Here is a 24,217-nt window from a genome sequence, read left to right as displayed (position 1 = left end):
CTAACCCGCCGGCCCGCTCACAGCAGGGAGAGCTGTTCGGCGGTCGACGCCGGCGGTGCGGTGTCGGGCAGCCGGCGGTTGTCGCCGACCTCGCCCCGGTGCAGCCCGTGCCGGCGTGCCGCCATCCGGACCCGCGCCGTCACCTCCCGCTGGTACGCCTGCGGCGCGTACGCCCCGGCCTGGTAGAGCTGCCGGTAGCGGGGCACCAGGTGGGGGAACTCGCGGGCCAGCCAGCGTGCGTACCACTCCCGGGCGCCGGGGCGCAGGTGCAGCGGCAGCGGCGTCACGTCGACGGCCCCGGCCGCCGCGATCGCCGACACGGTGGCGTCGATCGACTCCTCGTGGTCGCTGAGGCCCGGCAGGATCGGGGCCATCAGCACGCCGACCGGGAAGCCGGCGTCGGTGAGCCGGCGGACCGCGTCCAGCCGGCGGCGCGGGCTCGGCGTGCCCGGCTCGGCCAGGCGCCAGAGCGCCTCGTCCACGAAACCCACCGAATAGGACAGCCCGACCCGGGTCACCTCGGCGGCCTGCCGCAACAGGGGCAGGTCGCGCAGCAGCAGGGTGCCCTTGGTCAGGATCGAGAACGGGTTGGCGAAGTCGCGTAGCGCCTCCAGGATCGGCGGCATCAGGCGGTAGCGCCCCTCGGCCCGCTGGTAGCAGTCCACGTTGGTGCCCATGGCGACGTGCGCGCCCCGCCAGCGTGGGGCGGCCAGCTCGCGCCGGACCAGCTCGCCGGCGTTGGCCTTGACGATCACCTTGCGGTCGAAGTCGGCCCCGGCGTCCAGGTCGAGGTAGGTGTGGGTGTTGCGGGCGAAGCAGTTGTGGCTGACCACCCCGTTGGCGATGAAGTCGCCGGTGCCGGTGGTGATGTCCCACAGCGGCAGCTCCAGCCCCAGATCCTCGACGGATGTCACCTGGAGCCGCGCCGCGCACTTGAGCGCCGCGCCCTCGATCGAGCGACGGCCGGTGACCGCCGGATCGGTCAGGTGGAAGAAGCGCAGCCGCTCCGGCAGGCCACCGGTCAGCCGGATCTGGAAACTTCCGCTGCGGTTGCCCGGATCGTCGAGCGCCCACCGGAAGGCGAACCGTTCGAGCGCCTCGACCGCGTGGCGCCGGCTCTCGTCGTCGGTGACGCCGATCCGGAACACGCCCCGGCGGCAGCTGCCGGCGGCGTCGAACATGCCGGCCAGGAAGCCGTGCCGCCAGTCGTCGGTCGGGTCGTCGGGTGGTCGGACCAGCGCGGCGACGACCCCGGCCCGGACCGGCCCCACCGTGCGCAGGGTCGTCAACCGACCGGCGGGCCGCCTGGTCATCCGCTCGACGCCCACCCCGGCGTCGGCGAGGAACCGCTCGGCCCGCTCCAGCGCCTCCGCCTCGACGGTGCGCAGCCGGAAGCGGAGGCGCGGGCCGTCGGCCTCCGCCTCGTCGAGCGGCAGCCGCCGCCGGTCGGCGTCGCGGACCAGCGCGTGCAGGTAACCCCGGTGGTAGTCGGCGGAACGCTTCGGCGGGACCGCGAACCGACCGGTGCCGAGCAGGCGGTTGCGGGTGGTGAGGTGCGGGCGGCGCCCGCCGCCTCGCATACCGCCGGTGACGTGCTTCCAGCCGCGTTCGGTGAGGAACCGATGGTCGCCGCTGGCCACCAACGTGGTGCCGTCGGCCAGGGTGACCCGGTAGGCCCGCTTCACCGTCGACCACGTGTCGAGCACGGTGGTGACGACGTAGTGCCGGTAGGCGCCGCGCCGCTGGGTGCCGTAGATCCGGTCGCCGGGCGTCAGCTCGCTGATCGGCCGGGTGCGCCCGTCCGCCATCAGGATCGGCGTGTCGCCGGCCAGGCAGTAGGTGCAGGCGTGGGAACAGCCACGGTAGGGGTTGACGGTCCACTCGAACGGCACGCGCGACTGACCGGGCACCCGGTTGATGATCGACTTGGCCTGCACCTCGTAGAACGTCATGCCGGCGAAGTCGGGGGTGTCGAACGTGCGGACGACCGCGTGGGGCAGCGCCAGCGGCAGGGGTGGAGCCGCTGGCGCTGCCCGGTCAGGAGTCCCCTCGTCCGGGGGAGCGGAGAGGTTGTCCCAGCGCATGGCGTTCATTCGAACATGTGTACGAACGAAGCGCAAGTGACGCGCCGGACACCGCGTACCGTCGTGATCGGTGCGGGTGCAGGATGGACGCATGGAGACGTCGACCTTCGTGTACGACGGCGACTGCGCGTTCTGCACCCGCTGCGCGCAGTTCATCGAACGTCGGATCCCGACCGGGGCCCGGGTGGTCCCGTGGCAGTTCGCCGACCTGGCGGCACTGGGCCTGACGGAGGCCGAGTGCGAGGAGGCGGTGCAGTGGGTGGGCGCCGACGGCTCCCGGGCCGCCGGGCCGGACGCCATCGCCCGGCTGCTCGGCGACAGCGGGCCGCTCTGGCGCGTCGCCGGTGGCGGGCTGCGTCTGCCCCCGGTGCGCGCCGCCGCCTGGCCCGCGTACCGCTGGGTGGCCCGCAACCGGCACCGGCTGCCCGGCGGCACCGCCGCGTGCGCGCTCCCGCAGGAGACCCGCGACCGCCTCTACGGCCCCACCAACCGCCCCAACCCCACCCCCTAACCACCCACCCCCACCCCCACCCCGGCCCTCGGCCGCCAGCGTGGCGTGATCAAGGGGTTTGTGTCGGCGTCGATCTCTGCGGTGGCGCGAAGTCCTTGATCACCGTGGCGGGCGGTGCGGACGGCGGGGGAGATGCGGGACGGTGGAGCAGGCGGCGGGCCAGGAACACCGGGCGGACCTTCTCCAGCGGGAGGAACGCGGTCATCGCCACCAGGTGCGGGGCGAACGAGATGGTGATGGTCGCGAAGGTCACCAGGTGGAACGAGTAGAAGAAGCCCACCATGGCCGTCCGCCACCGCGCGGGCAGCACGAACACCAGCGGGCTGAGCAGCTCGAACGCCAGGATGCCGAACTGGGCCACGATCAGCAGGTGCGGCACCTGCGCGATCAGGTCGGCGAGGTCGGTGCCGCGGCGGATGATCGCCCGCGCCAGCACCGAGCCGGTCGCCCAGTCGAGGCCGCCGAAGCGGAACTTGGCCCAGGCGGCGAGGAAGTAGGTGCAGATGACCGCGATCTGGGTGACCCGCAGTGCCCAGCCGCCCGCCTCGGTGCGGGTCGCGTCACCGTGCCGGGCCCGGCCGGCGGTGGGCAGCGCGGCCAGCGCCACCAGGAGCCCGAACCGGTCGTGGTCGACCTTGCCGTAGCTCATCGCCACGATCATCCACTCGAGGTAGAGCGCGAAGACCGTCCAGCCGAGCAGTCGCGGCGCCCGACCGGTCGCGGCGAGCAGCGCGGCGACCAGCAGCACCCAGAAGACCACGCCGACCAGGGCCGGGGTGGGCGTGGGCAGCGGCAGCAGCCGGCCGACGAGCAGCGGCTGGTAGAGGTCGCCGGGCACGTCGACACGGGTGCGTACCCAGGGGGTGAAGACGACCAGGTCGGCGGCGACGAAGAGGTAGACGAGGGTGCGGAACGCGGCGACCCGGCCGCGCGGCACCGCCTCGGTGAGCCAGCCGGTCATCCGGCGGTGTCCCAGCGTACGGCCGTGCGGTCGGTCCACTCGCCGGTCGGGCGCCCGCCCCGGATGTCGTGCAGGCGGATCACGATGCGCACCTCCACCAGCGCCGGCGCTCCGGGGTGGCGTTCCGCGTACGCCTCGGCGACGGTGCGCAGCAGGCTGGTATCGGCGGCGTAGCGGCCCTGCTGGCCCTCGATCTCGGCGCGGCGGATGCCGGTGGCGTCCTGGCCGAGCGGCACCACCGCGCCGGTCTCGTCGACGCCCTCGACCCGGGTGTCGGGGGCCGGCGTGTCCGGCGGGTCGGAGGTGGAGTACATCCGGAACGGCCCGAACGGGAAGTCGTCGTCCGTGCCGTGCACGGTGCCGAGCAGGAGCAGCGCCATTCCGAGCAGGGTGGCGCCGAGCCGGACGGCACGCCCGCGCGCGGTCAAGGTCTCCATCAGGTCGTGACGATACGGGAGTGAACCGTCCGCAACTGTCCCTCAGTCGGCCATTTCCCGCTGCCCGTCCCGCCGGTCACCCGGTACGCGAGACGCCGCCGGCCGGGCCCCGTGGACGGGCCCGGCCGGCGGCGGAAGGCGTTGCGTGCTCAGTGCTTGTGCTCGGACAGCTTCTTGCGGACGTCGTCCATGTCCAGCTGCTCGACCTGCTCGATGAGGTTCTCCAGTGCCGACTCCGGCAGCGCGCCCGGCTGGGCGAACACGATGACGCCGTCGCGGATCGCCATCACGGTCGGGATGGAGCTGATGTTGAACTTGGCCCCCAGCTCCTGCTGCGCCTCGGTGTCGACCTTGCCGAAGACGATCTCCGGGTGCTTCTCCGAGGAGCGCTCGTAGACGGGTGCGAAGCGCTTGCACGGACCGCACCAGTCCGCCCAGAAGTCGAGCAGGACGATGCCGTCCCGGCTGGTCACCTCGTCGAAGTTGGCCGTGGTCAGCTCAACCGTTGCCATGTGCTCTCTCCGATCACCGCGGATTGCCGTACGTCCGGTGGAACCAAGGTCGATCCGTGGGAATTCCCGTGACCTGCGCGACGAAACGCCGACCACCCCGCAGGTGACCTCCGCTACATCGAACTCTATCTGTTCGCTTGATCGTGCGGATCGCAAGTGCAGGACGCATTTGCGTGACGGCACGTGATGGGAGCGTTTCCAAGGAGATCACGCTCCGTTCTTGCTACGAGTCGGTAACTTGCGTGCTGAAGAGCGGTGATCCGGCCTGCGGAGATCGCTTAGGGAGGGCCCTTCGATGACTCTGAGTATTGTTACGAAAAGATAAATGTGACGCCGGTCTCTGTCGGACCGGGTCCCCGTACGGCAGAATCTTTCACATCAGAGCGTGGGCGGCGGGTGCCGGGGAGGGCCCCGCCGCTCATTGCGTCTCCTCCCAGGTGGCGCCCGGTGTGACATTTCCGCCGCGCGAGCGCCCCGCCCCTCGCCTTAACCAGCGGTAAGGCATGCTGTGCCGAACTCCATCGCCGCCCGTCGAAGGGACCAGGATGCAGTTCGGCCGCTACTACGAGGAGTTCGAGGTCGGCGCGGTCTACCGGCACTGGCCGGGCAAGACCGTCACCGAGTACGACGACCACCTCTTCTGCCTGCTGACCATGAACCACCACCCACTCCACCTGGACGCGCACTACGCGGAGTCCGCCTCCCAGTTCAAGCGCAACGTGGTGGTCGGCAACTACGTCTACTCGCTGCTGCTCGGCATGTCGGTGCCCGACGTCAGCGGCAAGGCGATCGCCAACCTGGAGATCGAGTCCCTGCGGCACGTCGCCCCGACCTTCCACGGCGACACGATCTACGGCGAGACCACGGTGCTGGACAAGCGTGAGTCGGCCTCGAAGCCCGACCGTGGCGTGGTCGCGGTGGAGACCCGCGGCTACAACCAGGACGGCACGCTGGTCTGCGTCTTCCGCCGCAAGGTCATGGTCCCGAAGCGGGAGTACGCCGTCGCCGCCGTGCCGGACGGCGTCGACCCGGAGCGCCCGAGCTTCCCCGAGCCGCGCTGAGCCGGCCGCCCGCCGACCGGGTCCCGTTCCCGTTCCGCCGGGACGGGGCCCGGACCCTCCTGGCGGGGCATATGCTCGGGCTGGAGGTCCCCATGAGCCACTCCGTCGCCGGAGAGCCGCCCTCTGCCGGTCGCCGCGCCGCACCGCTCACCACCGCCGTCTACTCGGCGGCGGAGTGGGACCTGCTGACCGAACTGCCCGGCCGGGTCCTCGTCGCCGCCGCCTCGCCCGGCCCCGGCCGCCCGCCGCGAGGGATCGCCGCCGGCCTGGCCGGCCTGGACGCGGTGGCCGCCGGCCGCGCCTTCGACAGTGATCTGATCCGTGCGGTGGTCACCGCCATCTACGCGCGCCACGACGGCGCCGCCGACCGGGGCGAGCGCCTCACCGACCTGGTCGACCTGCTCGCCGCCGCCCGGGCCGCGGTACGCGTGCTGCGCCGCCGGGCCGATCCGGCCGACTCCGCCGCGTACCGGCAGTGGGTGGAGTCGGTGGCCGCCCGGGTGTGCCGGGCCGGCGGGACGTCGCCCGGCCCCGCCGACAGGCGTTTCCTGGACCGGCTGGCCGGCGCGCTCGACCTGCGCTGACGGCGCGCGCGGCCGGGTGCGTACCCTCGGCAACCGTGACCGACGACCAGCTCACCGTGGGGGTGGGGCCGTGGACCGGTGACCCGCCGGACGACCCGCGACTCGACCCGGAGCTGCTCGCCGCCGGCGACCGGCGCAACGTGGTGGACCGCTACCGCTACTGGCGGCGCGAGGCGGTGGTGGCCGACCTGGACCTGCGGCGGCACGACTTCCACGTGGCGATCGAGAACTGGCAGCACGACTTCAACATCGGCACCGTGGTCCGCAACGCCAACGCGTTCCTCGCCGCCGAGGTGCACATCGTCGGGCATCGGCGGTGGAACCGCCGGGGCGCCATGGTGACCGACCGCTACCAGCACGTCCGGCACCATCCGACGATCGAGGAGTTCGTCGCGTGGGCGGCCGGGGAACGGCTGCCGGTGGTCGGCATCGACAACCTGCCCGGCTCCCGGCCGCTGGAGACCGCCGTCCTGCCCCGCCGCTGCGTGCTGCTCTTCGGCCAGGAGGGACCGGGGCTGTCGCCGGTGGCCCGGGCGGCCTGCGACGCGCTGTTCTCGATCGCCCAGTACGGCTCGACCCGGTCGATCAACGCGGGGGTGGCCAGCGGCATCGCCATGCACGCCTGGGTCCGGTCGTACGCCGGCCCGCCGCCGCCCGGCTGACGTCGGTGGGTGTGGCGCCGGGCGGAAATCCCACGTTCGTCGGCCCGCCCCGCTTGACGGCTCGCCGCCCCGGCGGGACGGTGAAGGCGTGACTGTCGCGGTGAGTTGTCCGAGATGCGCGGGCCCGGTGCGCGAGCCGGACCTGATGCACGGCGAGTCCCGGTGCCTGCGCTGCGGCCCGGTCCCGCCCCTGCACGTGCCGGAGCACATCGGCGCCGAGATCATGGCGAGCGTGGTCGAGCGGGTGGCCGCCGACGGCGACACGCCCGACCGGCCCGGCGTGCCGCTCTGGTGCCCCTGGCCGCTCCCACCGGGTTGGACGCTGACCGGCGTGGCCTGGGCGGGCGACGACCGGGCCGGCATCCGGGCCACGGTGGTCGCCTGCGCCGGCCCGGCCCCGCTCGACGGTGGACCGGCCGACCTGATCTTCGTCGCCGAGGAGCCGGGTGTCGGTCTGGGTTCCCGCTTCGCGGGACTGCCCGGACCCGATCCCGGCCCCCAGGTCGAGGAGGCGCTGACCGATCCCGGCCCTGGTCACCCGGAGCGTGTGCCGCACGCGAAGATCCGGGTGGCGGGCCATCCCACTCCACTGTGGCTCGTCCGGTCCGAAACGGATCGAAGCGCGTACGCCGGAGAGGCTCGGGGAATGTGGCTCCATGCGATAGCCTGGCCGGCGAGCGCGGGTTACCTCCTCGCGGAAGAAGTCGTCCTGCACGACCTCACCGAGTGGACACCGCCCGAGCTCGTGTACGGCGCACCGTCCCCGTACCTGCACGGGCAGGCCTGACCGGCCGGCACCGGCGAGTCGGGGAACGGACGCAGATATTCACGGTAAGACACCATGCTGATACTCTGGGTGCCGCTGCGGTACATGGACCCGGCTCCGCGCGAGAGGATGGCCCGCTATGGTCAAGAAGGTCCTCACCTGGGCCGGCATCGCATTCTTGATCTTCTTCGTCGCCTACCGACCCAACTCGGCAGCCGACGTGTTCAAGTCTCTCGGTGGCGGCATCATGGACATCGCGCAGGGCTTCGGTGATTTCTTCACCAACCTGGTCGCCTAGCCGGCCATGGGAAGCCCTTCCGGTCCCCCCTTCGACCCGGACGATCCCGACCGGGCACGCCGGGAGCGCGACACCGAGCCGATCCCCCGGATCGACCCGGACGACGGTCCCGGCTACGGCGCCGGTCCCGGCTACGGGGCCGGCCCCTCCCTCTCGGACGATGCCGCATTCGGCGACGGACCCGGCTTCGCCGGTGAGGGGCGCTCCGGTCGCGCCTGGGCGCGTGACCCGGAGGGCTACCCGGAACAGCCGATCTCCGAGGAGGAGCTGGCCGGTCTCCGGGTCGACGCCTCCGGCATGGCCCCGCGCCGGGTGCTGCCGTTGGAGGACGAGCCCAGCTCGCTGGTCGCGCGCTACCTCTTCCCCACCGAGCGCTACCGGGGCGAGTGGAAGCGGCACTGGATCCACCTCAGCACGCCGATCATCGTCGGCATCGCGGCCACGTTCGTGCTCGGCTACCTCTCCGGCTTCCTCGCCGGGCGGGACGTCGGCGCGCTGACCACCATCGCGGTGCTGCTCTGGTTCGCGGTGATGGGCTGGGTCGCCTGGCGGGTCGCCGACTGGTGGTACGACCGGTTCATCCTGACCAACAAGCGGGTGATGGTGGTCAACGGCATCATCACCCGCCGGGTCGCGATGATGCCGCTGGTCCGGGTCACCGACATGAAGTACGAACAGACCCCCACCGGCCGGGCCCTCAACTACGGCACGTTCGTGCTGGAGTCGGCGGGCCAGGAGCAGGCGCTCCGCGAGGTCAAGAACCTGCCCAACCCGAACGAGCTCTACCTGCGCGTGGTGGAGGAGATGTACGAGCCGCAGGCCGTCGAGGCGCGGTTGGGCAAGGAGGCCGACGAGGCCAAGGCCGACGACGGCGCCTGAAACTTTTCGTCCGAACATCTCAAGGACTGCGCACCTTTCGCCGTCGACCCGACCCGCTCGGTCGTGGGAGCCTGCCAGGCAGGACGGGGGCGCGGAGGTGGGTGTGGCGAGCAGGGATCCGCTGGAGGAGGAGTTCCGCGAGTTCGTCGCGGCCCGGTCCGGCGCCCTGCTGCGCACCGCGTATCTGCTGGCCGGTGACTGGGCGACCGCCGAGGACCTGCTCCAGACCGCGCTGACCAAGACCTACCTGGCCTGGAAGCGGCTCGGCGGGATCGACGCCATCGAGCCGTACGCCCGCCGGGTCCTGGTCAACACGTCGACCAGTTGGTGGCGTCGCCGCTGGCACGGTGAACGGCCGACCGAGGTGCTGCCCGAGCGGGCCGGCGTCGACGAGATCGAACACCAGCTCGACCGGGACGCGCTCTGGCGGCACCTCCAGGCGTTGCCCGCCCGCCAGCGGGCCGTGCTGGTGCTCCGTTTCTACGAAGACCTGTCGGAGGCGCAGACGGCCGCCCTGCTGGAGATCTCCCCGGGCACGGTCAAGAGTCAGACCTCCCGGGCGTTGAACACGCTGCGCCGCCGCCTCGGCTCGGAGGCCGCCCTGGGCCTGCCGGGCGAGTCGGCCCCCGCGCCCGCCCCGGCCCCCGCGACCCCCCGGGTCCCGCCGGCCCCGGCCGGTCCGCGGGTCGGGCGCGCGGCGCCGGCACGGCAGCCCGCCACGCCACCGGCGTCCCGCCTCCCGGTCGGGTCGACGCGGCAGCCCGCCGCCCCCGCGCCACGCCCGGCCACGCCACCGGCGACGACCGTGCCGGCCCCGGTCCGCCCCGCCGCCCCGATCCCGGCGGAGACGCGATGAGCGGCGTCCGGTCACCCGGTGACAACCGAACCGGCAGCCCGGAGCGTCCACTCCCCGTGGGCGAGGACGAGCTGGAACGGGTGCTGCGGGAGACGTTCTCCCGCCAGGTCGCCACGCCCGCGCCGCGCCGCGCCGATCCGGCGGGGGAGGTGCTGCGCCGGGCCCGCCGCACCGCGCGCCGCCGGACGCTCACCGGCCTGGCGCTGGCCGGCGTGGCGACGGTGCTGGTCACCACCGGCATGGCGCAGCTCAGCGGGCCGGACGGGCGCGGCGGCACGCCGACCGTGGTGCTCGGCGACCCACCCGCGTTCTCCGTGTCCCCGATGCCGACCGCGCCCACCCCGGTGTACCGGCCGGGCCCGGTCCGCGCCGAACTCGACCTGCTCGTCGGTGGCCAGCTCGACACCAGTGGCGGCCAGCGCCGGGAGCTGAGCGGGGTGGACGGCGTCGAACGGGCGCAGCGGATCCACGACGGGGAGGGCTGGCTGCTCACCTCGGCGGCCACCGCCGCCGGCCGTACCCTGTGGTGGGTGTCGGCCGACGGGGGCGCGCCGCAGGTGATGCTCGCCGCCGCGGACGCGGTCGCGGTCTCGGCGGACGGCCGACAGGTGGCCTGGCGGGACGGCACGGACGTGGTCGCCGCCGGGGTGGTCGCCGGCCAGCTCATCGCGCCCAGCCGGGTGACCGCGCCGACCGGCGTCGTGCCGGTCGGCTTCACCGGCGACGACGTGCTGATCACCCAGCCCGGCCGGGGTGGCATGAGCGTCTGGCGGCGGGCGATGGGCGGCGTGCCGGGCACCCCGAACCCGAACGTCCGGGTCGTCTACGGCACCCGCCCGGACGGTCGGCTCGTCGGCCTCGTCACCGCAGAGCCGGCGCGGCGGTCCTGCGTGGGGCTGCTCGACCCGGCCCGCGGTCTCACCCCGACCCGGACCGGCTGCGTCGCCGAACTGGCCGACGACGGGCTCGGCGGCGTCTCGCCGGACGGGCGCTGGCTGCTGGTGAACGGCACCGGCCGGACCGCCCTGCTGATCGACCTCGCCGACCCGGCCGCCACGCCGGCGGCCCACCCGGCCGGCCCGCTGCTGGCCGGCCCGGTGGCCTGGACCCGGGCCGGCGTCGCGCTGCACGTGGACGCCGCCGGCGGGCTGGTCCGGGTCAAGCCGGAGCGGGTGCTGGCCGGCGAGCGACCGACCCCGTCCACGATCGACGGGATGGCGCCGGGGCAACGGCCGGTGGTGGTGACCGACACCCCCGCGCTGCCCGACGGGGCGTAGCGTCGGGCCGGTGACCGTTCCCGCCCGCATCGACCTGCACACCCACTCCACCGCGAGCGACGGCACACTCGGCCCGGCCGGGCTGGTCCGGGCCGCCGCCGACGCCGGGCTCGACGTGGTGGCCCTGACCGACCACGACACCACGGCGGGCTGGGCGCCGGCCGTCGCCGCCCTGCCGCCCGGCCTCACCCTGATCCGCGGCGCGGAACTGTCCTGCCGCTGGTCCGGCATCAAGCCGGCGGTCCCGCTGCACCTGCTCGCGTACCTCTTCGACCCGGCCGAGCCGGAGCTGGCCGCCGAACTGGCCCGGGTCCGGCGGGCCCGCGAGGAACGCGGCGAGCGGATCGTCCGGCTGCTCCAGGCCGACGGCATCCCGGTGAGCTGGTCGGAGATCCTGGCCGGGGCGGCTGGCGGAACGGTCGGCCGACCGCACATCGCACAGGCGCTGATCCGGGCCGGCCTGGTCGCCACCACCACCGAGGCGTTCGGCAGGGACTGGCTGGGGGAGCGGTACCGGCTGCCCAAGGACGACATCGACGTGTTCCGGGCGGTCGCGCTGGTCCGGGCCGCCGGCGGGGTGCCCGTCTTCGCCCATCCGAGGGCCAGTCGGCGCGGCCGGATCGTGCCCGACGAGCTGATCGCGGCGTTGGCGGCGGCCGGACTGGCCGGCCTGGAGGCCGACCACGAGGACCACAGCCTGGCCGAACGGGAGCACGTCCGCCGGCTCGCCGCCGAGCTGGGGCTGCTGGTCACCGGCGCGTCGGACTTCCACGGCACGCACAAGACGGTCCGGCTCGGCGCGTACACCACCGCCCCCGAGGCGTACGAGCGGATCGTCGCGCTGGCCCGGGGGGTGACCCCGGTCGCTTCAGGCTGAAGCGTTCCGGCGGCACGGCTACCGTGTCCGCGTGGATCTCAAGCTCTTCGGCGAGGTCTTCGTGACCCTGCTGGTGATCGTCGACCCGCCCGGAATGATGCCCATCTTCCTCGCGCTCACCGGGCCGCTGCCCGCCCGCGACCGCAACCGGGCCGCCTGGCAGGCCGTGGCGCTGGCGCTCGGGGTCATCGTGATCTTCGCGGTGGCGGGGCAGACGATCCTGGCCTACCTGCACGTCGACCTGCCCGCGTTGCAGGCCGCCGGCGGGCTGCTGCTGATACTCGTCGCGTTGGAGCTGCTGACCGGCAAGGCGGACGACCCGAGCCAGCAGGTCACCTCCAACATCGCGCTGGTGCCGCTGGGCACCCCGCTGCTGGCCGGGCCGGGCGCGATCGTGGCCACCATGCTGTTCGTGCAGCAGGCCGGCGGCGTCACCGACTACGTCGCCATCGCGCTGGCCATCGTCGCGGTGATGGTCGCGGTCTGGGTGGTGCTGCGCTTCTCCGGCGGGATCGTCAAGGTGCTCCGTCCGGGCGGCATCGAGGTGCTCACCCGGATCGCCGGCCTGCTGCTGGCCGCCATCGCGGTGCAGCTCATCGCCGACGCGATCGCCGCGTTCGTGACCGAGTACGTCAACAACGCCTGAGCCTGTCGTCCGCTGTCGGACCCGGGTGGCAGGATCTGCGGTGTGCGACGATCCTCATCGACCGGCCGCTCCGCGTCGAGCAGCCGACCCACCGGCGGCCGGGCGCCCCGGCCCCGCGCCGAGCAGGCCGAGCAGCTCGGCTTCGAGGGCATGCCGGAACGGCTCTTCGTCTGCACGCCCAGCAAGCTCGGCGCCTACGCCGACTGCCCCCGGCGCTACCGCTACGCCTACGTCGACCGGCCCGCCCCGCCGAAGGGGCCGCCCTGGGCGCACAACTCGCTCGGCGCCAGCGTCCACACCGCGCTGAAGAACTGGTATGCGTTGGCTCCCGACCGCCGCCGCCCCGAGGTGCTCGGCACGCTGCTCAAGGGCACCTGGGTGCGCGAGGGCTACCGCGACGACGAGCAGGAACGCGACGCGTTCCGGCGGGCGCTGACCTGGCTGGAGTCCTACGTGGCGGGCCTCGACCCGGCCGACGAGCCGGTCGGCGTGGAGCGGGTGGTGGCGGTGAAGACCGCGGTGCTCGCCTTCAACGGCCGCACCGACCGCATCGACTCCCGCCCCGGCCCCGACGGGCGGCCCGAGCTGGTCATCGTCGACTACAAGACCGGCCGCACCGGGCTCGACGCCGACGACGCGCGCGGCTCGCAGGCGCTCGCGCTCTACGCGTACGCGGCCGAGCGGGTGTTCCGGCGGCCGTGCCGCCGGGTCGAGCTGCACCACCTGCCTACCGGCACGGTCGCCGCGCACGAGCACACCCCGGAGTCGCTGGACCGCCAGCTCACCCGCGCGGAGCACACCGCCCGCGACATCATGGCCGCCGAACGGGCGGTGGCCGACGGGACGGACCCCGACGAGGCGTTCCCCACCGAGGCGGGGCCACGCTGCGGCTGGTGCGACTACCGGCGCACCTGCCCCACCGGCGCCCAGGTCCCCGGCAAGGAGCCGTGGTCGGCCGTCGAGCGTTCCGCCCAGCCCACCGCCGACGCCGGCTGAAACCGGCACCCGCTGCCGCAGCCCTCATCGGCACCCCGCAGCCGCTGGCGGCACCCCGCTGCCGCTGGCGGCACCCCGCTGCCGTTGCCGGCGGCTCAGGCCGCCGCGAGGCGGGCGGCACGTTCCTTGGCGGCCTGCTGCAACGGCCCCTCCCGGTAACGACGCGGCACCGCCGCCAGCGCGAGCCGCAAGGCCCGCACGCCCACCTCCGCCGACAGCGCGGTGGTGGGCAGGCCCAGCCCGCCGTAGAGCCGCAGCGCCCAGGGCGGCAGCAGACCCAGCGCGGCGCCGGCCACCCCGAGGTACGCCCAGCGTGGCGGGCCGAGACTCAGGCCGAGCCGCGCCGGCAGGTTGAGCTTCCAGGGGATCGGCGGGGCGGTCAGGAACAGCGCGGTCTCGGCCGCCTCGCGGGTCATCCGCAACTCCGGGCGTACGCCCCGGTAGTAGGCCTCGACCTCGGCGGCGGTGCCCGGCACCCCGGCCGGGTCCAGCCCGACCAGGGCCGCCGCCCGGCGCTGCTCGGTGTAGTAGCCGTCCACCTCGTCGTCGGTCAGCGCGAGCCCGGCCCGGCGGGCGGTGCTCACGAACGACTCGACCTCGGTGACGTGCACCCACCGCAGCAGGTCCGGCTCGTCGACGCGGAACTCCTCGCCGGTGACCGGGTCGGTGGCGCGCATCCGGGCGTGCAGCATCCGCAGCCGCCGGCCGGCCGCCTCCGCCTCCGCGGTGGTGCCGTAGATCGTCGTCGCCACGTAGGTCGCGGTCCGGACCAGCCGCCCCCACGCGTCGGCGCGGTAGTTGCTGTTCTGCGCGACGCCCGCCATCGCCCGCGGATGCAACGCCTGGAGGTAGAGCGAGCGCAGGCCGGCGACGATCAGGATCGGTTCCTCGTGCACCTTCCACGTGACCGATCCCGGACCGAACAGGCCGAGGTCGTCGGTGTCCACCGGTCAAGAGTGCCACGCCGGGCGGACCTGCCCGGCCGGCCGACTCAGTCGTCGGCCGAACGACGGGACTGGCAGGCCGGGCAGAGACCCCAGAACGTCACTTCCGCCTCGTCGAGCTGGAAGCCGTGGGCCTCGTTCGGGTCCAGGCAGGGAGCGCCGCCGACCGCGCAGTCGACGTCGGCGATCACACCGCAGCCGCGGCACACCACGTGGTGGTGGTTGTCGCCCACCCGGGCCTCGTACCGGGCGGGACTGCCGGCCGGTTCGATCCGCCGGGACAGGCCGGCGCGGGACAGCGCGCCCAGCACGTCGTAGACCGCCTGGGTGGAGACCGAGTCGAGCCGTTCGCGGACCCGCCGGGTGATCTCGTCGACCTCCAGGTGACCGCCGTCGGCGAGCACGGCCAGCACGGCGAGACGCGGCCGGGTGACCCGCAGGCCCCGCGACCGGAGCAGTTCCTCACCCGTGGCCATGCCCTCATGACAGCACGGAGCCGGCCGAGCCGACAAGTGAGCGTTCCTCGACGGTCGTCATCAGCGTCGCGTGAACCGGGGTGGCGGCCCGTGCGTGTGTGTCGGTGTGCGACAGCACCGCGTCGTACGCTGACCGCGCGAATCCGTCCACTCGCCGGAGGTGTCGGTGTTCAGGGAAATCAACGGCCTCCCGGGCCACGTTCTGGTCATCCACGCCGTCGTGGTGCTGGTGCCGCTGCTGGCTGTGCTCACCGTCGCGTACGGCGTGCTGCCCCGCTGGCGGCCCCGACTGGACTGGGCGGTGGCGGCGCTGGCCGTGGTCACCCCGATCGTGGCCTGGGTGGCGACCGAGTCGGGCGAGGCGCTGGAGGAGGCGCTGCGGTCGCGGGGCTACCCGCCCGAGGGGCTTCAAAAGATCCACGAACATGCCGAGTACGGCGAGACGCTGCTCTGGTTCACGCTCGGCCTGGCCGTGGCGGCGCTCCTGCTGCTGCTGTCCACCGCGGGCTTCGCCCGCGCCCGGAACCTGCCCCGCTGGCTGCCGCTGGCGCTCACCGCCGTGGCCGCCGTGCTCGCCGTGTTCGCGCTGGTCTACGTCTACCTGACCGGCGACAGCGGCGCCAAGATGGTGTGGGACGGCATCGTCTGACGGCTACGGGCTGCACTTCGCCGCCAGTTACCGTGCGTCGCTTCCGGCGAAGAAACTATCGGGTGTGAGCGGTATACCTCAGAGTCATTTTTATGACTCTGAGGTATACCGCTCCACGCATCTCAGTGCCGCCTGCCCCGACACAGACGCTAGAACAGCAACCGCGAGCAGAGCAGGCACATCAGCAGCACCAGCACCACGCCGACGACCGCGCCGATGCCGTAGGTGAGCTGCTGGGCACGCTGTTCCGAGCGGTCCATGGCGGCCATGTCCTGCGGCGGGAGCTGCCGGGGCGGTGGCGTCTGCACGTGCACCGGCGGTCGCCAGCCAGGGGGCGGCGGCGTGCTCGGCGGCGGCCCGGCGTACCCGCCGGCTGCGGATCCAGCGGCGGTGGGCGGTCCACCCGCATACCCGCCCGCTGCCGGATCGAAGGCGGTTGTTCCAGGTGCGCCGGGCCACTCGCCGCCGGTTGCGGTCCAGCCACCGGTCGGTGCGGCCGGGTCTGGCCTGGCCCAGGGACTCTCCGCCGCACCCGCACGCGACCACGGGCTGGCACCCTCGACCCCGCCGGCCCCGGCCGTTGAGGATTCGGCCGTGCCCGCTTCGGTGGTGTGCGGCCCGGTCGTGTCGTCTTCGGTGGTCGTGTCGTCTTCGGTGGTGTGCGGCCCGACGAGGGCGGTGTCGGGCGTCGGCCCGGTGTCGGGCGTCGTGTCGGTGTCGGGCGTCGAGCGTCCAGTCGTGTCGGTGCCGGGTCCGCCGTCCGCGTCGGCCTGCTCCCGGCGGTTGGCCTCGGCCGGGTCGCCGCCAACGGTGAGACCGGTCTCCGGGAGCGTTCCGTCGTGCGGGTGGCCCGCCCCGGCCGGACGGCGGTCAGCGGGGCGGTCCACGGTCGGGGCTTCGTCGGGGGCGGCCGGCTGATCGGGGCGTCGCCAGGTCTCGTCGTCGGTGCTGCCACCGCTCGGCGTCGTCACGCCGACCGACGCTACCAACGCCGTGGCCGGTCGGCCGCCCGACGCGGCGAAGGCTGACCCATTCACGCCCTCAAGTTCGTAGCCATTTCGACCACCCGCCCCGCCCCGCCCGCCCCGCCCCACCCGCCCCGCCCCACCCGCCCCGCCCCACCCGCCCCGCCCCGCCCGGCCCGGCCCGGCCCGGCCCGGCCCCGCCCCGCCCGGCCCGGCCCGCCCGCCCGGCTCCGCCCCGCCCCACCTCGCCCGGCTCCGCTGATTCACGGAAAGCGTGGCTATCGGGCGCGTGATGGCCCCTGTTTCCGTGAATGAGCGGGCGGGGGCGGTGAGGTCGAGATGGCCGCCCGACGGCGGTATCGTTGCTGTTCGTGACCGAACCCGGCATCGGGGTCCCGCGCGGCGACGACGACCGCGTGGTCGACCTCATCGACGATCTCGTGGTGCTGCCTGAGCAGACCACCGACGACACCGACCACGGCTGGGGCGAGCGCCCCGGCGGTGACGACGACTGGCTGCTCGCCGAGCGCCCGCCGCACTGGGGCTGACCCGCGCCGCGGCCGACCCCACCCATCGTCGACCCAGGCGGCCGGAGTCAGCCGCGGACCACCACGGCGAAGCGGCTGCCCTCGGGCAGCCCGACCGCGCGCCGAGCCTGCTCGGGCGGGAGCGCCAGGTAGAGCGCGGACGAACCGTCGACCGCCCCGCCGGCCCCCACCACGTCGAGCACCAGCGCGCGCGGAGCGAGCAGGGTGGGGTCCGGCGACCCGCCGGCCGGTACGACCAGCAGGTCGACGCGGGCACCCGGATGCAGCACCGCGAGGGCGGCCGGCTCGGCCAGCCGGATCGGCACGCCGACCGCCCCGTCGGGCAGCGGTGGAGCCCCCGAGGGCGAAGGCTCGGCGGACGCCGTGGCTCCGGTGCCCGGGGTTGACCCGGGCGGACAGCCGGGCGGCGTCCTGAGCACCACGGCGGCCAGCCCCAGCAGCACCGCGACCAGCGTCACCCGCACCAGCGTGCGGCGACGGGGCAGCCCGCGCCAGTGCACCGGCCGCAACGTCGGCTCCCGACCTGTCACCGCTGCCTCCCCGCCCGCCGATCGACCGTCCGGCAGCAGGCTAGGCGGGTGCGGCACCTCCGCGTCGTCCCGCCGGTCCCTCCTGTGGATAACCCCGCCACGCTGTGGACAGCGTCGGCCGGGACCGGCTCTCCCGGGCTCGGCGCGCGCGAAAGTGGCCGCCCCCGGGCGGGGACGGCCACCTGCGGCTCAGCGCGCGATCAGGAGGAGCTGGAGGAGGCCGGCGCCTTGCTGGCAGCCGAGCCGGACGAGCCCGACCCCGACGAGCCCGACCCCGAACCGGACGAGCCCGACGACGAGGACGACCCGGACGAGGACGACCCCGACGAGGACGCCCCGGACGACGAGTCGGACGAGGACGAGTCGGACTTCCCCGGCTTGTTCGTGGTGCTCGAGGCGCTGTCGGAACCGGACGAACGGGAATCCGTCCGGTAGAAGCCGGAGCCCTTGAACACGATGCCGACCGAGTTGAAGAGCTTGCGCAGCCGCCCCTCACACGCCGGGCACTCGGTCAGCGGCTCGTCCGAGAAGGACTGCACCGCCTCGAGCTGGTGGCCGCACGCGGTGCAGGCGTACTGGTACGTGGGCACGTTCTCCTCCGGATCTCTGGCACGGCCGGTCTGGCACTCGTGGTCTTCGAGTGCCAATGGTGCGTCATGGCACCCGGATTCGTCCAGCGGAAGCGCCCGGCCCCACACCCGGCACCGCCACCAGCCCGTCCCCGGGCGTGATCACGCAGTGCACCGGCCGGTCGTGCGGGTCGGCGGGCACCGCCGTGACCAGCTCGCCGTCGTGCAGCAGCGCCACCGTCGGCACGGTGGCGGGCACCCGGGCCAGCGCGCGGTCGTACGAGCCGCCGCCCCGGCCCAGCCGGACGCCCCGGCGGTCCACCGCCAGCGCGGGCACCACCACCAGGTCCGCGCCGGCCACGGCGGTGCGTCCCCGTGGCGGGCCGGTCGGCTCGCGCAGCCCCCGGCCGGCGGCGCGCAGCGACTCCCGGTCGGTGTAGGCGGCCCAGTCGAGGTCCAGGTCGTCGGCGAGCACCGGCAGCAGCAGCTCCGCTCCGGGCGGCAGCGCGGCCCGCAGCACCTCCGGCAGGTCGTCCCCACCGGGCTCGGAGGCGACCGGCACGTACGCGGTCATCCTGGCCGGGCGCAGCCGGCGTACCAGGGCCACCAGCTCGGCCTGGACGGACGCCGCCGCCTCGGCGCGACGCGCCGCGGGCAGCGACCGGCGGGCGGCGAGCAGCGCGACGCGCAGGTCCCGCTTCGCCTCGTGCACCTCATCCGAAAAATCCGGCACGCAACACTCCTGACGCAACGCTTGCCTACCGGTCGCTCTGTGCCAGCATCGCACCAAGGGCGCGGAACTTCCGGGGGGAAGGCTTTTGACGCTACGCGGGCGGTTGACGGTGGCCTTCCTCGTGGTGGTCCTCGGCCCCGTCCTGCTCGGCGCGTTCTTCGTCGGCGCCACGCTCAGCGCGGTCGACCGCAGCCGCGCCACCGAGCGGCTGGGCCTGGCCGCGGCCGGCGTGCGTACCTCGGTCGACGCGCTCTGCCAGCAACTGCGCGCGGCGGCCGACGCGGTCGCGCTGGTGACCGACCCGGCCGCCCGGTCGCGCGCCGCCGACCAGGTGGTCGGCCGGGGGCTGGCCGCCGCCGTCGTGATCGCCGACCCCGCCGGCCGGACCAGCTACGCCACCGCCGGGGGGCCGGCCGGTCCGTGGCAGGACTGCGTCGGCGCGCCGGCCGGCCGGGTGGGGGCGCTCGCCGTCCAGGTCCGGCTCCGCGACCCGGCCGGCGCCGACCTGGGCGCGGTCGCCGCCGCCCAGCCCGTCGACCCGGCCTTCGTGGCGCGGCTCGCGGCCGTGACCGGCGTCGGGGTCACCCTCCTCGACGGCCCCGGGCGGATCACCCACACGACCGAGGACCCGGGGGTACGCGCGGCGGTGCTGGCCGCCGCCCGCCAGGCGGTCGGGGATCGGGTGGCCGGGACCGGCGACGGGCGGTACGTGCGCCGGGTCGGGCCGTCCCCCGGGCAGCCGCTGCCGTTGGTGCTCTCGGTGCCGGCCCGCCGCCCGCCGGTCCTGTTCGGCGCGTTGGCCGCCGCGGTGGCGCTGGCCGCGCTGCTGGCCGTGCTGGCCGCCTGGCGGCTGGCCCGGGTGACCACCCGGCCACTTGTCGAGCTGGCCGGCGCGGTGGACCGGGTGGCGCACGGCGACCTGACCGCGCGGGTGCCGGTCCGCAGCCGCGACGAGATCGGGCGGCTGGCCGCCGCGTTCAACCGGATGATGCGGGAGACCGGCAGCTACGTGGCGGCGCTGACCAGCAGCCGGGACCAGCTCCGCAACCACCTCGTCGTGCTCGGTGACACGCTGGCCAGCACGCACGACCTGCAACGCATCCTGCGGGTGATCCTGGACAGCGCGATCGCCGGGACCGGTGCCCGGGCCGGCGCGGTGCTGCTGCTCGACGGCCACGGCGTGCTGGTCGGCCAGTGCGTCGAGGGGCTGGTCGGGCGCTGGCCGACCGACGACCCGGCGGACCCGGCGACGCTGCGGGTGCCGGTCGGCACCGGCGTGGTCGGCGCGGTGGCCGCCACCGGCGAGCCGGTGCGGGGCCGCTGGACCGCGCCGGACCCGCCGACCGGGGAGCCGACCTGCGAGACGTACGTGGCGGTGCCGTTCGCCGCCCCCGAGCCGCGCGGCCAGGAACGTCCCGGGCACCCGCCGGCCGACGGCGACCCGGCCGCTCCGCCCAGCGCGGCGCTCGGCGTGCTGGCCCTCTACGACCGGCTCGGCGGGCACGAGTTCGACGACGACGACCTGGCCATGCTGCGGACGTTCGCCGGGCACGCGGCGGTGGCGGTGGAGAACGTCCGGGTGCACGAGGAGGCGCAGCGGCTCTCCCTCACCGACCCGCTGACCGGGCTGTGGAACTACCGCTACCTGCGGGAGTCGATCCGGCGCGAGGTGGAACGGGCGAACCGCTTCGGCCGGATGCTCAGCGTGCTCGCGCTCGACCTGGACCGGTTCAAGGACGTCAACGACACCTGGGGGCACGCCGCCGGGGACGCCGTGCTGGTCGAGTTCGCCCGCCGGGTACGCGGCGTGATCCGCGAGGTGGACCTGGCGTTCCGGCAGGGCGGCGAGGAGTTCGTGGTGCTGCTGCCGGAGACCGACGCCCGGGGCGCCACGATCGTCGCCGAGCGGCTCGGCGCGGTGGTGCGGGACCAGCCGGTGCCGGTCGACGGCCACGGCGACGACGACGAGCCGCTCCGGGTGCCGGTGACGGTGTCCATCGGCATCGCCGTCTATCCCGATCACGCCGCCGGTGACCAGCAGGTGCTGGACGCGGCCGACGACGCGTTGTACGCGGCCAAGGCGGCCGGGCGGGACGGCTACCGGCTGGCGCCCGCGGCCGTCCCCGATCCGGTTCGCACCCAGGAGATTCCGGTGGTGGCCACCACGGTCAGCCCGCCCGACGGGCTGCCCCGGGCCGGCGCGGCGGACCCGGCGGGCGCCGCACAGGGCGGCGCGTCTTCCGGTCCTCACCCGCCGCGGCAGAGCCGTGGCCGATAGTCTCGCGGCATGTCGGAGCACTCAGCGAACCCCTCAGCGACCCCCGGTCGCTCCCGTGCGGTCAAGGCCGTCATCCCGGCCGCCGGCCTGGCCACCCGGTTCCTGCCGGCCACCAAGGCGGTCCCGAAGGAGTTGCTGCCGGTCGTCGACCGGCCGGTTCTCCAGTACATCGTCGAGGAGGCCACCCAGGCCGGCATCACCGACGTGCTGCTGATCACCGGGCGGGGCAAGACCTCGATGGTCGACCACTTCGACCGGCGGCCCGACCTGGAGGAACGGCTCGCCAAGAAGCCCGAGCTGCTGGCCGCCGTCAAGCGCACCGAGGAACTTGCCGCCGTCTACACGGTCCGCCAGCCGGAGCAGCTCGGCCTGGGCCACGCCGTCGGGTTCGCCGAGTCGCACGTCGGCGACGCCGCCTTCGCGGTGCTGCTCGGCGACGAGTTCGTCAAGCCCTCCGAGCCGCTGTTGCCGGCCATGCTGGAGCTCCAGGCCCGCACCGGCGGCGTGGTGCTCGCGTTCTTCGAGGTCGACCCGGCCGAGACCAGCCGCTACGGCATCGCCTCGGTCGAGCCGGCCGAATCGGAGTACGCCGACATCGCCGAGGTCGTCAGGGTCACCGGCATGGTGGAGAAGCCCAGCCCGGAGGACGCGCCCAGCAACCTGGCCGTCCTCGGCCGGTACGTGCTGCCGGGGCGGATCTTCGACGCGATCCGGCGCACGAAGCCGGGCAGCGGCGGCGAGATCCAGCTCACCGACGCGATGGAGCTGCTGCGCACCGAGGGGGTGCCGGTGCACGCCATCGTCTACCGGGGCACCCGCTACGACACCGGTATGCCGCTGGGCTACCTCCAGACCGTGGTGCAGATCGCCGCCGAGCGGGAGGACATCGGCACCGAGTTCCGCAAGTGGCTCGTGGAGTTCGTCAACAACGGCGACGAGACGGTCACCGACGCGGTCCTCAACGGGCTGCGCAACGCGTCCGGCGGTGCCGATACATGACCGCGACGGCCGACGCCGAGGCGGCCGCGAACGAGTTGACGCCGCTCGCCGACTACCTGGGCAGTGTGCTGCGCAGGTTACGCGCGCTGCCTCCGCTCGACCTCGACCTGACCCAGGCGTACGGCAACGTGCTCGCCGAGGACGTGGTCGCCCCGCACTCGTTCCCCGCCTTCGACCAGGCGGCGGTGGACGGGTACGCCGCGCGCTGGGAGGACATCTCCGGAGGGAGCCGGGGGCCGGGCTACGTCCCGGCCCCCTCCGGTATCCGCGGCGGGCGCAGCATCCGGCTCAACGTGGTCGGTGACCTTGGCGCGGCGAGCTGGCGGCCGGTCCGGCTCACCCCCGGCGCGTGCTTCTCGGTGGCGGCCGGCGCGCCGCTGCCGGTGGGCGCCGACGTGGTGGTGCCGGTGGAGTGGACCGACCAGGGCATGGCCGCCGTGGAGATCTTCCGCGCGCCCAAGCGCGGGTACGGCCTCCGCCGCGCCGGCGAGGAACTGGTCGCCGGCACGCTGCTCGCCCGCGCCGGCGCGTACGTCTCGCCGGCCCTGGTCGCGGTGTTCGCCGCCACCGGCATCGGGCACGTGGTGGTGCGGCCCAGCCCCCGGGTGGTCATCGTGGCCACCGGCGACGAGCTCGTCGACGTGGGACGGGGCAGCCAGCCCGGCCAGGTGGTGGACACCAACTCGCACGCGTTGACCGCGGCGGCGGCCGAGGCGGGCGGGCTCGCGTACCGGGTCGGGATCTGCGACGACGATCCGGAGGCGCTGCGCGGCCTGTTGGAGGACCAGACGCTGCGGGCCGACCTGATCATCACCACCGGCGGCACCGGCACCGGGCCGGGCGACATGGTCCGCCGCATCCTGTCCCGCCGCGACGGCGGCCGGGCCGGGCCGGTGACCTTCACAGAGGTGGCCCTCTATCCCGGCACGGCGCTCGGGTTCGGTACGGTCGGCGCCGAGGAGGTGCCGGTGGTGTGTCTTCCCGGTGAGCCCGGCGCGGCGCTGATCGGCTTCGAGGTGCTGGCCCGCCCGGCCATCCAACTGCTGGCCGGCGCGGAGCCGGTGTTCCGGCCCAGTGTGCGCGCGCACCTGCTGGAAACCGTCTCGTCGCCGGGAGGGCTGCGCGAGTTCCGCCCCGCGCACGTGGCCGAGCGGCGCGGCGGCGGCTACACCGTGCAGCCGCTGGCCGGCGGCCCGTACACGCTCTCCGGCCTGGCCGAGGCGAACGGCCTGCTGGTGCTCGGCGAGCGGGTCACCACTGCCGCCGCCGGCTCCACCGTGGACGTGCTGCTGCTGGACCGGCGCCGGTGAGGTTCCGGCGGGCGCCGGGGTGGCCTGCGGTGCTGGTGGACGGTCCGGTGGTGCTGCGGCCGTACCGGCGTTCCGACGCGGTGACCTGGTCGGCGATCCGGCGCGCGAACCGGGAGTGGCTGGCCCCGTGGGAGTCGCACGTGCCGGGCGGCTGGGACGAGACGAACTCGCCGGCCGCGTTCCGCCTGGTCCACGCCGACCAGCGGAAGTCGGCGCGGACCGGTGACGGCATGCCGTTCGCGGTCTGCCTGCGCGAGGACGGGCAGGAGCGGCTGGTCGGCCACCTCAACGTGGGCAGCATCGTGCGGCGGGCGTTCTGCTCCGGGTACGTGGGCTACTGGGTGGACTCGCGGGTGGCCGGGCGGGGTGTGATCCCGACCGCTGTCGCGCTGGCCGTGGACCACGCGTTCGGCCCCGGTGGCCTGCACCGGATCGAGGTGAACATCCGGCCGGAGAACGTCCCGTCCCGGCGGGTGGTGGAGAAGCTGGGCTTCCGCGAGGAGGCCTACCACGTGCGGTACATGCACATCGACGGCGCCTGGCGGGACCACATCGGATACGCGATGACCGGCGAGGAAGTGGCCGCCGAGGGCGGTCTGCTGGCGCGGTGGCACCGCGTACGTGACACCCGGCGCTGAGCCGTTCCGGCCGTGACGCCCGGCGCGGCGCACGGTGAAGCGGGTCGGCGGCCCGTAACCTCAAGTAACTGCAAGCTGTGGCAAGCGCTGCCCGACCGCACGATGTGCGCCGTTAACGAGAGTCGACGGAAGAAGTTGCGGCCGTGTGGCGCTCGCCCCGAACTTGGTGAC

Annotated in this window: 28 protein-coding genes; 19 read left to right on the top strand and 9 right to left on the bottom strand. The window is 74.4% G+C overall.

Annotation, left to right across the window (positions count from 1 at the left end; translation table 11 throughout):
* Positions 1 to 17 precede the first annotated feature (17 nt).
* The gene (locus tag VKK44_RS24950; protein WP_343447895.1) at positions 18 to 2,084 is read right to left on the bottom strand and encodes an intein-containing Rv2578c family radical SAM protein; all 2,067 of its coding nucleotides are present in this window, start codon (positions 2,082 to 2,084) and stop codon (positions 18 to 20) included.
* A 91-nt stretch (positions 2,085 to 2,175) separates the two neighbouring features.
* Here VKK44_RS24950 and VKK44_RS24945 point away from each other — a divergent pair, with 91 nt between their 5' ends.
* The gene (locus tag VKK44_RS24945) at positions 2,176 to 2,595 is read left to right on the top strand and encodes a thiol-disulfide oxidoreductase DCC family protein (RefSeq protein WP_343443627.1); all 420 of its coding nucleotides are present in this window, start codon (positions 2,176 to 2,178) and stop codon (positions 2,593 to 2,595) included.
* A 49-nt stretch (positions 2,596 to 2,644) separates the two neighbouring features.
* Here VKK44_RS24945 and VKK44_RS24940 read toward each other — a convergent pair whose 3' ends face one another.
* From VKK44_RS24940 to trxA, 3 genes are all read right to left on the bottom strand, one after another.
* Positions 2,645 to 3,556, bottom strand: a complete 912-nt coding sequence (locus VKK44_RS24940; RefSeq protein ID WP_343443626.1) for an HTTM domain-containing protein — start codon at positions 3,554 to 3,556, stop codon at positions 2,645 to 2,647.
* Positions 3,553 to 3,993, bottom strand: a complete 441-nt coding sequence (locus tag VKK44_RS24935; RefSeq protein ID WP_343443625.1) for a hypothetical protein — start codon at positions 3,991 to 3,993, stop codon at positions 3,553 to 3,555. The genes VKK44_RS24940 and VKK44_RS24935 overlap by 4 nt, the downstream gene beginning before the upstream one ends.
* Positions 3,994 to 4,142: 149 nt before the next feature.
* Positions 4,143 to 4,505, bottom strand: a complete 363-nt coding sequence (gene trxA / locus VKK44_RS24930) for a thioredoxin (protein WP_343443624.1) — start codon at positions 4,503 to 4,505, stop codon at positions 4,143 to 4,145.
* Between the two features lie 545 nt (positions 4,506 to 5,050).
* Between trxA and VKK44_RS24925 the strand changes: the two genes are divergently transcribed.
* The 11 genes from VKK44_RS24925 to VKK44_RS24875 all read left to right on the top strand — a co-directional run bounded on the left by VKK44_RS24925 (position 5,051) and on the right by VKK44_RS24875 (position 13,407).
* Positions 5,051 to 5,566, top strand: a complete 516-nt coding sequence (locus VKK44_RS24925) for a MaoC family dehydratase (protein ID WP_343443623.1) — start codon at positions 5,051 to 5,053, stop codon at positions 5,564 to 5,566.
* A 92-nt stretch (positions 5,567 to 5,658) separates the two neighbouring features.
* A complete protein-coding gene (locus VKK44_RS24920) occupies positions 5,659 to 6,150 on the top strand; it encodes a hypothetical protein (protein ID WP_343443622.1) in 492 nt (163 codons plus the stop codon).
* Positions 6,151 to 6,185: 35 nt separating this feature from the next.
* On the top strand, positions 6,186 to 6,812 hold the full coding sequence (locus VKK44_RS24915; RefSeq protein WP_343443621.1) for a TrmH family RNA methyltransferase: 627 nt from the start codon (positions 6,186 to 6,188) through the stop codon (positions 6,810 to 6,812).
* A 127-nt stretch (positions 6,813 to 6,939) separates the two neighbouring features.
* Positions 6,940 to 7,599, top strand: coding sequence for a DUF6758 family protein (locus VKK44_RS24910; RefSeq protein WP_343443620.1), 660 nt, complete (start codon positions 6,940 to 6,942; stop codon positions 7,597 to 7,599).
* 118 nt (positions 7,600 to 7,717) lie between these two features.
* The gene (locus VKK44_RS24905; RefSeq protein ID WP_013283898.1) at positions 7,718 to 7,876 is read left to right on the top strand and encodes a hypothetical protein; all 159 of its coding nucleotides are present in this window, start codon (positions 7,718 to 7,720) and stop codon (positions 7,874 to 7,876) included.
* A 6-nt stretch (positions 7,877 to 7,882) separates the two neighbouring features.
* On the top strand, positions 7,883 to 8,755 hold the full coding sequence (locus tag VKK44_RS24900) for a PH domain-containing protein (protein WP_343443619.1): 873 nt from the start codon (positions 7,883 to 7,885) through the stop codon (positions 8,753 to 8,755).
* Positions 8,756 to 8,858: 103 nt separating this feature from the next.
* Positions 8,859 to 9,611, top strand: coding sequence for a SigE family RNA polymerase sigma factor (locus VKK44_RS24895; RefSeq protein ID WP_343443618.1), 753 nt, complete (start codon positions 8,859 to 8,861; stop codon positions 9,609 to 9,611).
* Between the two features lie 56 nt (positions 9,612 to 9,667).
* Positions 9,668 to 10,888 (top strand): hypothetical protein, encoded by a 1,221-nt coding sequence (locus VKK44_RS24890; protein ID WP_343443617.1) that lies wholly within the window; start codon positions 9,668 to 9,670, stop codon positions 10,886 to 10,888.
* A 10-nt stretch (positions 10,889 to 10,898) separates the two neighbouring features.
* The gene (locus VKK44_RS24885) at positions 10,899 to 11,765 is read left to right on the top strand and encodes a PHP domain-containing protein (protein ID WP_343443616.1); all 867 of its coding nucleotides are present in this window, start codon (positions 10,899 to 10,901) and stop codon (positions 11,763 to 11,765) included.
* A 31-nt stretch (positions 11,766 to 11,796) separates the two neighbouring features.
* Positions 11,797 to 12,411 (top strand): MarC family protein, encoded by a 615-nt coding sequence (locus VKK44_RS24880; RefSeq protein ID WP_343443615.1) that lies wholly within the window; start codon positions 11,797 to 11,799, stop codon positions 12,409 to 12,411.
* Positions 12,412 to 12,561: 150 nt separating this feature from the next.
* The gene (locus VKK44_RS24875; protein ID WP_343447894.1) at positions 12,562 to 13,407 is read left to right on the top strand and encodes a RecB family exonuclease; all 846 of its coding nucleotides are present in this window, start codon (positions 12,562 to 12,564) and stop codon (positions 13,405 to 13,407) included.
* Between the two features lie 95 nt (positions 13,408 to 13,502).
* On the opposite strand, the gene VKK44_RS24870 is transcribed toward VKK44_RS24875, so the two are convergent.
* Both VKK44_RS24870 and VKK44_RS24865 read right to left on the bottom strand, forming a co-directional pair.
* Positions 13,503 to 14,354 (bottom strand): oxygenase MpaB family protein, encoded by an 852-nt coding sequence (locus VKK44_RS24870; RefSeq protein ID WP_343443614.1) that lies wholly within the window; start codon positions 14,352 to 14,354, stop codon positions 13,503 to 13,505.
* A gap of 44 nt (positions 14,355 to 14,398) precedes the next feature.
* Entirely contained in the window at positions 14,399 to 14,827 is a 429-nt protein-coding gene (locus VKK44_RS24865; protein WP_343443613.1) for a Fur family transcriptional regulator, read from the bottom strand.
* Between the two features lie 166 nt (positions 14,828 to 14,993).
* Here VKK44_RS24865 and VKK44_RS24860 point away from each other — a divergent pair, with 166 nt between their 5' ends.
* A complete protein-coding gene (locus VKK44_RS24860; RefSeq protein ID WP_343443612.1) occupies positions 14,994 to 15,476 on the top strand; it encodes a DUF2231 domain-containing protein in 483 nt (160 codons plus the stop codon).
* A 149-nt stretch (positions 15,477 to 15,625) separates the two neighbouring features.
* Here VKK44_RS24860 and VKK44_RS31060 read toward each other — a convergent pair whose 3' ends face one another.
* Positions 15,626 to 15,790, bottom strand: a complete 165-nt coding sequence (locus tag VKK44_RS31060; protein ID WP_458351567.1) for a hypothetical protein — start codon at positions 15,788 to 15,790, stop codon at positions 15,626 to 15,628.
* 1,016 nt (positions 15,791 to 16,806) lie between these two features.
* Between VKK44_RS31060 and VKK44_RS24850 the strand changes: the two genes are divergently transcribed.
* Complete coding sequence (locus VKK44_RS24850; protein ID WP_458351686.1) at positions 16,807 to 16,989, top strand: hypothetical protein; 183 nt, start codon at positions 16,807 to 16,809, stop codon at positions 16,987 to 16,989.
* Between the two features lie 47 nt (positions 16,990 to 17,036).
* On the opposite strand, the gene VKK44_RS24845 is transcribed toward VKK44_RS24850, so the two are convergent.
* Positions 17,037 to 17,519, bottom strand: coding sequence for a flagellar biosynthesis protein FlgA (locus VKK44_RS24845; protein WP_343443609.1), 483 nt, complete (start codon positions 17,517 to 17,519; stop codon positions 17,037 to 17,039).
* Between the two features lie 228 nt (positions 17,520 to 17,747).
* Here VKK44_RS24845 and VKK44_RS24840 point away from each other — a divergent pair, with 228 nt between their 5' ends.
* Positions 17,748 to 17,954 carry a hypothetical protein gene (locus VKK44_RS24840; protein WP_343447979.1) on the top strand — a complete coding sequence of 69 codons (207 nt, stop codon included), beginning with the start codon at positions 17,748 to 17,750 and terminating at the stop codon, positions 17,952 to 17,954.
* A gap of 219 nt (positions 17,955 to 18,173) precedes the next feature.
* Here VKK44_RS24840 and VKK44_RS24835 read toward each other — a convergent pair whose 3' ends face one another.
* The gene (locus tag VKK44_RS24835; protein ID WP_343443608.1) at positions 18,174 to 18,821 is read right to left on the bottom strand and encodes a 5-formyltetrahydrofolate cyclo-ligase; all 648 of its coding nucleotides are present in this window, start codon (positions 18,819 to 18,821) and stop codon (positions 18,174 to 18,176) included.
* Between the two features lie 85 nt (positions 18,822 to 18,906).
* On the opposite strand from VKK44_RS24835, the gene VKK44_RS24830 reads away from it, so the two are divergent.
* The 4 genes from VKK44_RS24830 to VKK44_RS24815 are packed head-to-tail and all read left to right on the top strand — an operon-like array spanning position 18,907 to position 24,046.
* Entirely contained in the window at positions 18,907 to 21,099 is a 2,193-nt protein-coding gene (locus VKK44_RS24830) for a sensor domain-containing diguanylate cyclase (protein WP_343443607.1), read from the top strand.
* Positions 21,100 to 21,108: 9 nt separating this feature from the next.
* Entirely contained in the window at positions 21,109 to 22,098 is a 990-nt protein-coding gene (locus VKK44_RS24825; protein ID WP_343443606.1) for a UTP--glucose-1-phosphate uridylyltransferase, read from the top strand.
* Positions 22,095 to 23,408: a molybdopterin molybdotransferase MoeA gene (locus tag VKK44_RS24820; protein ID WP_343443605.1), complete on the top strand. Its 1,314-nt coding sequence runs from the start codon at positions 22,095 to 22,097 to the stop codon at positions 23,406 to 23,408. Before VKK44_RS24825 ends, VKK44_RS24820 begins: the two co-directional genes overlap by 4 nt.
* Positions 23,405 to 24,046: a GNAT family N-acetyltransferase gene (locus VKK44_RS24815; RefSeq protein ID WP_343443604.1), complete on the top strand. Its 642-nt coding sequence runs from the start codon at positions 23,405 to 23,407 to the stop codon at positions 24,044 to 24,046. The genes VKK44_RS24820 and VKK44_RS24815 overlap by 4 nt, the downstream gene beginning before the upstream one ends.
* Positions 24,047 to 24,217 lie beyond the last annotated feature (171 nt).

Source organism: Micromonospora sp. DSM 45708 (assembly GCF_039566955.1).
Classification (GTDB): Bacteria; Actinomycetota; Actinomycetes; order Mycobacteriales; family Micromonosporaceae; genus Micromonospora.
Note: the sequence above shows the minus strand (reverse complement) of the source record. Positions and strands in the feature narration are given on the sequence as shown.